Below are 8,263 nucleotides of genomic sequence, written 5' to 3'. Positions count from 1 at the left end.
TCGAGTTTACAAAGTACAGCAGAGGAAAATATGCTGGTGAACCGATGAAGGTTAAAGCAATTAGGTTTCATGATACAGTAGCTAACCGTATGAATTATAAAGTGAACGCGGTTTATATGCCGACTCTTCCTTTAAAGCGTAATGGTAAAATGGTTAGTTTTATTCCTAAAAATAGAAAAATTTCAGAAGACTATTTAAATGGTATTACAATGACGCTTCGTAGTGATTGGGCTCCTTGTAAATCAAGATCTCAAAGAACTCAAAAAAGAAATAATTCAAGAGTTTTGCTTTTAAATTAATAAAAATTGTATAAGGAAAAAAAAATAGATGAACGGTAATTATAATTTTAATAATAATTCAAGAAGAAATTATTATAATCGTATTAGAAGATATATGAAAGAAGAAATGCTTTTAGCTTTTGTAGGTATTGGTGTTGTGATTGTTATGGTTTTGGTTTTTTTCTTTGGTACTGCTCATATTAATTCTCATCAATTTAAAGGTTTTTTGACTATTGATATTCCGACTCGTTCTGTTGGAATTCGTGAAAAATATTATTATACTGATCCAGCTACTAAATTGAAAAAGTTTGGTGGTTCGCTTGTTAAAGTGAATGGCGAGTTCAGTAAAGATTATTATTCTGAAGCTGTTGAGTCTGGTAATCCAATTCAGATCAATAAACCTATATTGAAATAAAAAAAAGGAGAATTTAATAATGAATCGTAATGTTATGAAAAGTTTTCATATTATTGGTTGTGTTTTTCTTATTGTCGCTTTTCTTTGGATAATTGGTTTTATTCAGTTTAGAAATGTTCCAGTATCAAAAGATATGCCGGGTGAAGCTGCAGTGCAAAAAACTGCTAATTATACGGCTACTAATCAAGAAATTAAATTAGAAACTGATACTTCTAAAATTAAATAATTTATTAAAAAAAGGAAGACATAAAATCTTCCTTTTTTTCGTTTAGAAAGGTTTTATTTATGAGAATTAATGTTTTTGCTGTGTGTTGCTCGTGTTTTGTTTTTTTCTTTACTCTCTTTTTTCTTGTTTTCTTTTCGTATTCTCGTTTTTCAGAATTTATTAAGGCTGCTGATTCTTTTGATCTTTCTAAAAAGCAAAATCGGATTTTGCAATTGCAAGAACAAGAACAAGAGAAAGAAAAAGAAATTGCAAAATTAAATGAAAATATTCAGTTTTTAAATCATGAACGTGCAAGTAATCTTTTACATCAACAGGAATTGGAGCAAAAAGTTCTTCATGAAGAAACTAAGAATGAATTTGCTTCTAAACTTTCTGAAGAACAAATTGAAGCTCTTAAAGCAAAAGAACAAGAAGCTTTAGCCAAAATTGCTGTATTGCAAAAAGAAAAAGAAGAAATTGAAGATAAAAATAAAAAATTGGCATTAAAAGATATTAATAATCTTGGTGCTCTTCAATCTAAAAAAATTGAAATCGAGCGTCTTGAAAAAGAGAAAGACCAAATTACTAAAGATAAAAATGATTGTTTTGAAGAATTTAGGAAAAAAGCTTTAGAATTAGCTCGTCTTAAAAAAGAAAAAGAACAACTTGAAGAAGCAAAAGAACAAATTGAAAAAGAGAAAATTCAAGTTGAAAGAGAAAAAAACCAAGCGGAAAAAGAAAAACTTCTTGCTTTTAATGATAAAAAAATAATTGCTCTTGCTTTGGAACAAGAAAAGAAATATCCTAAAGAATATCATTTGAATCGTTTTCTTCATGTTCCTCATTTAGATCTTAAATTTGATTTTGAAAATCTTAAATTATTAAATCTTGATGTTGTTGAAGAATTTTATTCTTATGGTTTTAAAAAAGTTTCGAAACGCATTGAATCTGATCCAATTACTAAGCGTAAAATTAAAGTTAGTGTTTATCGAAATGATGATAATCATACTTTAAAAGAAATTGAGTTTTATGATTTATTTAATGGTGATTTGGTTTATGATGTTTATTTTGAGGATGATGGTAAAACTGTTCTAAGTGCTGTTAATACTGAAGACCTTAAAGCAAATAAACGTGGTTCAGTTCGATATGGTGTTGTTTCTTGTCAAGGAGCAGTTAAATTTATGGAAAAACGTGCTTTAGAAGAGAAAGCATTGAAAAATGATGTTGCTCATATTACTTTGTATGACCTTGATGGTAAAAGAAAACAATGGACTTGTTCTTATTATCGTCCTGATAATGAAACAATGTTTTATCGTTATAAAGTTTTGGTTTATTTTAAAGATGGTCAGTCTATTGATTATGTTGATTATTATGATCTTAATTATAAGGAAGCTATTTTAAGAAAAAAAACTTTTTATAAATCTGATGGCAAGACTGTTGATTTTGAAGATAATTTAGCTACTCTTGTTCCTTTGACTATGAATCGTACTTATTATTGTGATGATGGTACTGTTCTTGAAACTTTACCTTGTTCTGTTGCTTCTTTGAAGCCGCGTGTTGTTTCTCAATATGATTTAAATACTCGTAAAGTTATTAGTGAAACTTATTATCAACTTCATGATATGCTTCCTTGGTATATTAAAAATTATGATTCCCAAGGGAAATATCTTGATACTGTTCTTTGCAATAAAGATGGGACGCCTTCTTCTACTAAGTATTATGATCAGAATTTTGTTCCACCTAAACTTTCATAATTTTTTCTTTTTTTCTTTTTTTATGTTATAATATTTATATCGTATTTTTTTAAAACTAAAAAGGATTATTTTTGTTATGTTTGATTTTCATATGCATCGTATTCAACAATTTGCTCTTGGTGATTATACTTGTGAGGAATTTTTGGATATTGGTGTTCAATCTTATTCTATTTTAAAAAATAAAGCTGATTCTTTGTTTCTTACTGGTTCTATGGAATTGGAATTTTATTTTGAAATTTTACAATATTTGGATAAAATTGATTTTCAAAGAAAAAAAAAAAAAGCGCGATTAGAATTTGTCCAAAGTCAACAAGCTCAATTACAAAATGAGAAAGGATTAATTCATGTCTGATTTTTTCGATACTCATCCTTTTGTTCGTTTTCTTTTTTTCTTTGTTCTTTGTATTTTTGCTTATTATTTCTTTAAATATTTATACCAAAAATCTAAATCTCGTAAAGAAGCTATTAAGATTATTAGTTTGGCTGAACGTAATTATTGTTTAAGACAAACTTATTTTGATATTACTAAAATGCAAATCAGCCAAACTTCTATTTATCATTTAGATAAATCTTTAAAAGAATGTCTTCGTCGTCTTAATCTTTTTCAACAAAAAACTTTATTACCTTGGGATGATGTTCTTTATACAGATTTAATTGATAAAAGTTTGCCTTCTTTTTTAGCTGATTTGTCTTCACCTGAATCATTTTCTGCTTCTTCTTTTCCTCCTCAAGCTGATTTGTCTCGTCCGGATTTGATTTCTCAGCAATCCATTCCTTTGCTTTCGCAAAAAGTGATTTATGAGAATCAAAAACTGCAAGACCAGATTGTTGCTTTGAGAAAACAAATCGCTCTTTTAGAGGAACAACAAAAAGCTCATGAATAATTTTCAAAAATTAATTGTTTATCTTCAAAATATGCCCGTTTGGGTTGTGATTATTCTTACTTTTCTTTGTACTTTAATTTTTGTTTACTATTTTTTGAAATTTTATGCTGTTGTTCTTCGTTGGTTTCGTGCTCTTCGTGTACACGAAGAAGAAGAACCTGATTTAACTGTTATTCCTGTTTATATTCAGACTGTTTTGTATTGTCTTGATACTAATCAGTTATTATCGATTGAGCTTTATCATCTCTTTAAAGCTTTTAACCAACATCAAAATTGTTTGTCTTATTATGCTCAAAGTAAACATCCTCAATTTGAAGGTGTTACGCGTGAAGTTTTAGATCCTACTCCGCCTTCTACTTTTGATGCTGAGGTTGAGGAATCTTCCTCAAATTCTTTTCCTTCTAATCTTCATGATTTAGTGGTTGATGAAGATTCTAGTTATTAAAAAAAGATTTTGTTTCATATTTTTTTAGAAAGGAAAAAAAATGGCTTATTATAATCAATTTCAACCAAGAAGACAGCCTGAGGATTCTGGTTCTAATTTTTTTGGGTGGTTTTGTTTTTTTGTTCTTGCAATTTTTCTTTGCAGTAAATTTACTTTTACTACTGTTGAAACTAGTGCTGCTCATCCTGTTGTGAATTCTCCTTCTCCTTCTTCTTCTTCTTCTTCGAGTTCTTTGTCTTCTGTTGCTTCTGTTGCTCCTGTTGTTTCTGTTTCTTCTCCTAGTTTACCTCAAGCAAAAGAAGGACAAAATCTTGTTTCTGCCGAAACTACTTCTTTAAGTGCTCTTGTTGACGAACAAAAGGACCAAATTGTTTCTTCTGGTTTAGCGGATGAAGAACGTATTAAACAAGTTGGTATTCTTGGTGTTCTTGCTGATGCGGCTAAAAAGGAACGTTTAGCAGATGAAAAAGTTTCTCAACAATCTTCTTCTTCCTTACCAGCATCAGCAACACAATATGCTTCTACAATTTATTATTATCCTGATGGTAAAACAACAAAGTCTGTTGAAGAGTACGACCAAAAAAATGGTAAAAAGATTAAAATAACTAATTATGAATCTGATGGTAAGACTATTCAATATGTTGAAGAATACAATGCTAATGGCAACAAGATTAAACGTATTAAATATGATCGATCCAATAATATTGATTATATTGATGAATATAATGATGATGGTGATAAAATTAAATATAGTGAATATATTTATTCAACTGGTAGTTCTGTTGTTCAAAAAATTATTGTTAAACAATATGATCCTTCTAATTCTAGACTTATTTCGCATAAAGTTTTTGATAAACAAGGTAAATTGCTTCAAACAATTTGTTAATTGTTATTTTCATTCATTTCATTAAGAGCATTTTTATGCTCTTTTTTTTTGTTTTTTATGCTATAATTAGATTATGAAAATATTTCGCTTGCAAAAACAATTATTTTTGTTTTTTCTTTTTGTGTTCTTTTTTTGTGTTTTTCCTGTTTTTGGCTCTTATTTTGATAGTTCTAAATTTACTTTGGAAGATGAAATAAAAGCTAAGATAAGATTTGATTCAACTCGTGGTGGTTTTAGGTATAAAATTCCATCAAATATTCGTCAAACATTAATGGGTGTAGCTGATAATGTTGTTGTTTCTGATATTGAAGAAACTATGAATGATGTTTTACAATTTTATTTTCGTGTACCTGATTCACAAAGAGATGCTTCTTATTTGAAGAAAATGCATTATCGTGAAGAATTTACTGAAAATATGGAAGCTTTGTTAAACCGATATGCTATTTCGGGTTTAGAAATTTCTGAATTAAAAAAAGCAATAAAAGAAAAAGATGCTGAAATTGTTAAATTAAAAGTAATTCAATCTGAAACTATTATTCAATTAACAGAAGAAAACTTAGTATTAGAAAAAAAAATTAAGCAATTAGAAGCTCAAAATCAAACTCTTCAAACTCAAATTCGTGATGTGCTTCAATTAGAAAAAGATAAACAAGATTTGAATTCTCGTTTAGCTGATTTGATTGCTCTTCATCGTAAAATTGCTCTTGCTTATCAAGAAGCTGTTCAAACTAATAAATCTATTACTCTTACTTTTCCTGATTCTCCTTCGATGGTTGTTTATCCTCAACCTGTTTTTGAAACTAAATTGCTTGCTTTACAAGAAAAGATTGCTGAATTAGAGAAATTATTGAAAGATGCAAATTCTAATTCTCTTTTTGGTGATAAAATAAAAAAAAATCAAGATTTTAAAATTGATTCTTTAGAATCTCAGATTAAAGATTTAGAAGTTAAGCTTGAAGAAAATAGAAAACTTTTTCAAGAACAACTCAAATTTTTTCAAGAGAAAAATGTTTTATTAGAAGCTCAAATTAAAATTAATGAAGAATTTTTCCAAAAAGAAAAGAAACTTTTAGAAGCTCAAATTAAAGATAATGAAAAGAAATTTAAAGATGATGAAAAACTTTTAAAAGAACAAAATAATCTTTTGTCATCTCAAATTTCAAAGCTTGAAAAAGATTTGCGAGAAAAAAATAATAAATTAAAATCTTTACTTGTGAAACATCATGCATTAGAGGATCAAATCCTTTATTTAACAAATGATTTGAAAACTTCTGATTGGTTTCGTGAACAGTATAGTTTGTGTGTTGTTGAATTGCAAGATGAATTAGCAAAACATGTTTCTTTACAACATGATTTGGATCTTGTTCAAGAAAAATTTCGAAATTTACTTTTGGATTATAGTCATTTAAAGGCTTATAAACCTTATCTTGAAGAAGAACTTGCTAAAGCTCTTTCTCGTATTTCTTTCTATGAAGATTCACATTTAAAACGTCTTCAATCTTTAAGAGATTCTTTAGATGAAGAGAGAACCAAAATTATTCAATTAGACCAAGAAAAGGAAGATTTACAAAAACGCATTCTTTTTGAAAAAGAAAAAGAACATCTTAAACGTACTTTTGGTGTTTTTTCTTTGGCTCAGGATGAATTTAACCGTTTTCTTCAATTTACTCAGCAACAAAATTTTTTTCATTTTGCTCCTTATAAAATTGAAACTAAAAAGATTTTTAAGGCTTATGCCAATGATTTTACTTTTAAACCTCCTTATTCTAATCGTCGTTTTAGTGTTTTATTTCTTCATTTTTGCACTAATTTTCATGATGTTTTTGCTTTTCAGCGTTTTCGTTCTTTATATGTTGATAATTTCCAATTTTTAGGTACTTTTTATTTTTTGAAAGATTTTATTCATCAATGTTTTTTAAAATATGATGGTTTGTTTATGGGTTATTCCGTTGGTTATAAACATTATTTAAATTCTTTATTTAAGTTTTTTTATTCTATTTTTGCTGTGATTTTTTCTTTTATTTATCAACTTTTATTGCATATTTTTCCTGTGGTTCGTTATTTATACGAAACACCTGAGAATATTTTAAAAAACAACGCTCCACCTGGTTTATTTAATTATTTTTGGCAAATTTTGGTTGGTCTTGTTGATGCTTTAAGTCGTTTACTTTATTTATTTAATTCTGCTCTTGCTTTAATGTTGTGGGGTTCTAAAATAATTGTTGAAAAAGTTTTTACTACACAAGGTGCGATTATTGGTGGTCTTATTACTGCTGCTACTGTTAGTTCTTCTGTTGTTTCTGGTTTTATAACTAAATCTCCTGGGATTGGTGTTATGACTGGTGCTTTTGTTAAAAGTAGTTTGGATTTTTTGACTGATAAAATTTCTGATGGTATGCGATTTATGTGGGGTTTTTCTCTTTCTATGTGGCAGTTCTTTGTTTCTATTTTTCAAGGTACTCTTACTCTTACTACGCAAAGCTCTAATTTTTTTGTTGTTTTTTTGACGATGTTTGTTAATCTTGTTATTTGGTTTTTGCAAATTGTTCTTAAAGTTATTAAGTATTTTTTTGTTTTTTGGTTTTATTTTGTTTATTATTGTGTTTTGGAAGAAGAAGAGAAAACAAATATTTTATTACTTCCTTCTTCTTCTCAAAAATAAAAAAAAGTAAGTAGGTGTTTTTATGTTTTTAAGACAAAATGAACGTCAATCTTTTTTTCTTTTTTTTGGTTTTCTTTTGTTTGCTTTTTTGTCTTTATTTTTGCTTGTTTTTCTTTTTTGTTCTTTTGAACGTTTTAATTGCTATCGTGGTTTCCAAGTTATTTGGCAGTTTGATGATAAGGACCCCGTGAATACTGATTTGGCTATTTTAGCGCAAAATAAAGTTAAAAATGAAATTGAAGAACAAAAAAAAATAGTTGCTGAGGAAGAAAATAAGTTTGTTTTAGAGAATAAACAAAAAAAACTAGAAGAAGAAAATAAACAACTTTCTGATTTATTGCAAGAAGCAAAAAATAAATCTAAAAAAGAAGAAGAATCTCGAATTACAGCTGAAGAAAAATTTAAAAGAGAAGAAAATGAAAAATTTGGCGAAAAAGAAAAAAGACTTGCTGCGGAAGCTGCATTAGAAGCATCAAAAGAAGAAAAAAAATCATCTGAAAATAAAGCTAAAAAAGCAGAACCAAAACAAGAAACGGTTAATATTAGAAAAAAAGAGACAAATAAAAATACAAATCTAGCTTAATGTTATTGTTTTATTTTATTCTATCTTAAAATCGAATTTGGTATATTAATTGATAATTTTTTTTATAATAAATGAAACATAACAACACCCCTAAATAAGCAAGCGTAGCGCGCTAGTCGCGAACGCGATTTTTGTTTTTGTAAAAAACAAA

General features: G+C 27.8%; 10 protein-coding genes. All 10 read left to right on the top strand.

All coding sequences use genetic code 11. The annotated features are described in order from the left end of the window. Positions 1–299: hypothetical protein (locus MDPP_RS02170; RefSeq protein ID WP_186390736.1), on the top strand; the 299-nt coding region annotated here is incomplete at its 5' end. A gap of 28 nt (positions 300–327) precedes the next feature. Further along, a complete protein-coding gene (locus tag MDPP_RS02005; protein WP_144658555.1) occupies positions 328–693 on the top strand; it encodes a hypothetical protein in 366 nt (121 codons plus the stop codon). Positions 694–712: 19 nt separating this feature from the next. Continuing rightward, on the top strand, positions 713–919 hold the full coding sequence (locus tag MDPP_RS02000; protein WP_144658554.1) for a hypothetical protein: 207 nt from the start codon (positions 713–715) through the stop codon (positions 917–919). Between the two features lie 59 nt (positions 920–978). After that, positions 979–2,652 carry a DUF2963 domain-containing protein gene (locus tag MDPP_RS01995; RefSeq protein ID WP_144658553.1) on the top strand — a complete coding sequence of 558 codons (1,674 nt, stop codon included), beginning with the start codon at positions 979–981 and terminating at the stop codon, positions 2,650–2,652. Between the two features lie 76 nt (positions 2,653–2,728). Then, positions 2,729–3,004, top strand: coding sequence for a hypothetical protein (locus tag MDPP_RS01990; RefSeq protein WP_144658552.1), 276 nt, complete (start codon positions 2,729–2,731; stop codon positions 3,002–3,004). After that, on the top strand, positions 2,997–3,536 hold the full coding sequence (locus MDPP_RS01985) for a hypothetical protein (RefSeq protein ID WP_144658551.1): 540 nt from the start codon (positions 2,997–2,999) through the stop codon (positions 3,534–3,536). Before MDPP_RS01990 ends, MDPP_RS01985 begins: the two co-directional genes overlap by 8 nt. After that, positions 3,529–3,981, top strand: coding sequence for a hypothetical protein (locus tag MDPP_RS01980; RefSeq protein ID WP_144658550.1), 453 nt, complete (start codon positions 3,529–3,531; stop codon positions 3,979–3,981). The genes MDPP_RS01985 and MDPP_RS01980 overlap by 8 nt, the downstream gene beginning before the upstream one ends. 40 nt (positions 3,982–4,021) lie before the next feature. After that, on the top strand, positions 4,022–4,867 hold the full coding sequence (locus MDPP_RS01975) for a DUF2963 domain-containing protein (RefSeq protein WP_144658549.1): 846 nt from the start codon (positions 4,022–4,024) through the stop codon (positions 4,865–4,867). 73 nt (positions 4,868–4,940) lie between these two features. Then, positions 4,941–7,529: a coiled-coil domain-containing protein gene (locus MDPP_RS01970; protein ID WP_144658548.1), complete on the top strand. Its 2,589-nt coding sequence runs from the start codon at positions 4,941–4,943 to the stop codon at positions 7,527–7,529. Between the two features lie 22 nt (positions 7,530–7,551). Then, positions 7,552–8,112 (top strand): hypothetical protein, encoded by a 561-nt coding sequence (locus MDPP_RS01965; RefSeq protein WP_144658547.1) that lies wholly within the window; start codon positions 7,552–7,554, stop codon positions 8,110–8,112. Positions 8,113–8,263: the final 151 nt, after the last annotated feature.

Origin of the sequence: Candidatus Phytoplasma pini (assembly GCF_007821455.1) — a bacterium.
Lineage (GTDB): Bacteria > Bacillota_I > Bacilli_A > Acholeplasmatales > Acholeplasmataceae > Phytoplasma > Phytoplasma pini.
The sequence above is the reverse complement of the archived record's forward strand: the minus strand, read 5'-3'. Positions and strand labels throughout refer to the sequence as shown.

Excerpts from the sequence above, each read along its gene's own strand:
- MDPP_RS02005 (WP_144658555.1), top strand. The coding sequence starts at position 328 with ATGAACGGTAATTATAATTTTAATAATAATTCAAGAAGAAATTATTAT.
- MDPP_RS02000 (WP_144658554.1), top strand. The coding sequence starts at position 713 with ATGAATCGTAATGTTATGAAAAGTTTTCATATTATTGGTTGTGTTTTT.
- MDPP_RS01995 (WP_144658553.1), top strand. The coding sequence starts at position 979 with ATGAGAATTAATGTTTTTGCTGTGTGTTGCTCGTGTTTTGTTTTTTTC.
- MDPP_RS01990 (WP_144658552.1), top strand. The coding sequence starts at position 2,729 with ATGTTTGATTTTCATATGCATCGTATTCAACAATTTGCTCTTGGTGAT.
- MDPP_RS01985 (WP_144658551.1), top strand. The coding sequence starts at position 2,997 with ATGTCTGATTTTTTCGATACTCATCCTTTTGTTCGTTTTCTTTTTTTC.
- MDPP_RS01980 (WP_144658550.1), top strand. The coding sequence starts at position 3,529 with ATGAATAATTTTCAAAAATTAATTGTTTATCTTCAAAATATGCCCGTT.
- MDPP_RS01975 (WP_144658549.1), top strand. The coding sequence starts at position 4,022 with ATGGCTTATTATAATCAATTTCAACCAAGAAGACAGCCTGAGGATTCT.
- MDPP_RS01970 (WP_144658548.1), top strand. The coding sequence starts at position 4,941 with ATGAAAATATTTCGCTTGCAAAAACAATTATTTTTGTTTTTTCTTTTT.
- MDPP_RS01965 (WP_144658547.1), top strand. The coding sequence starts at position 7,552 with ATGTTTTTAAGACAAAATGAACGTCAATCTTTTTTTCTTTTTTTTGGT.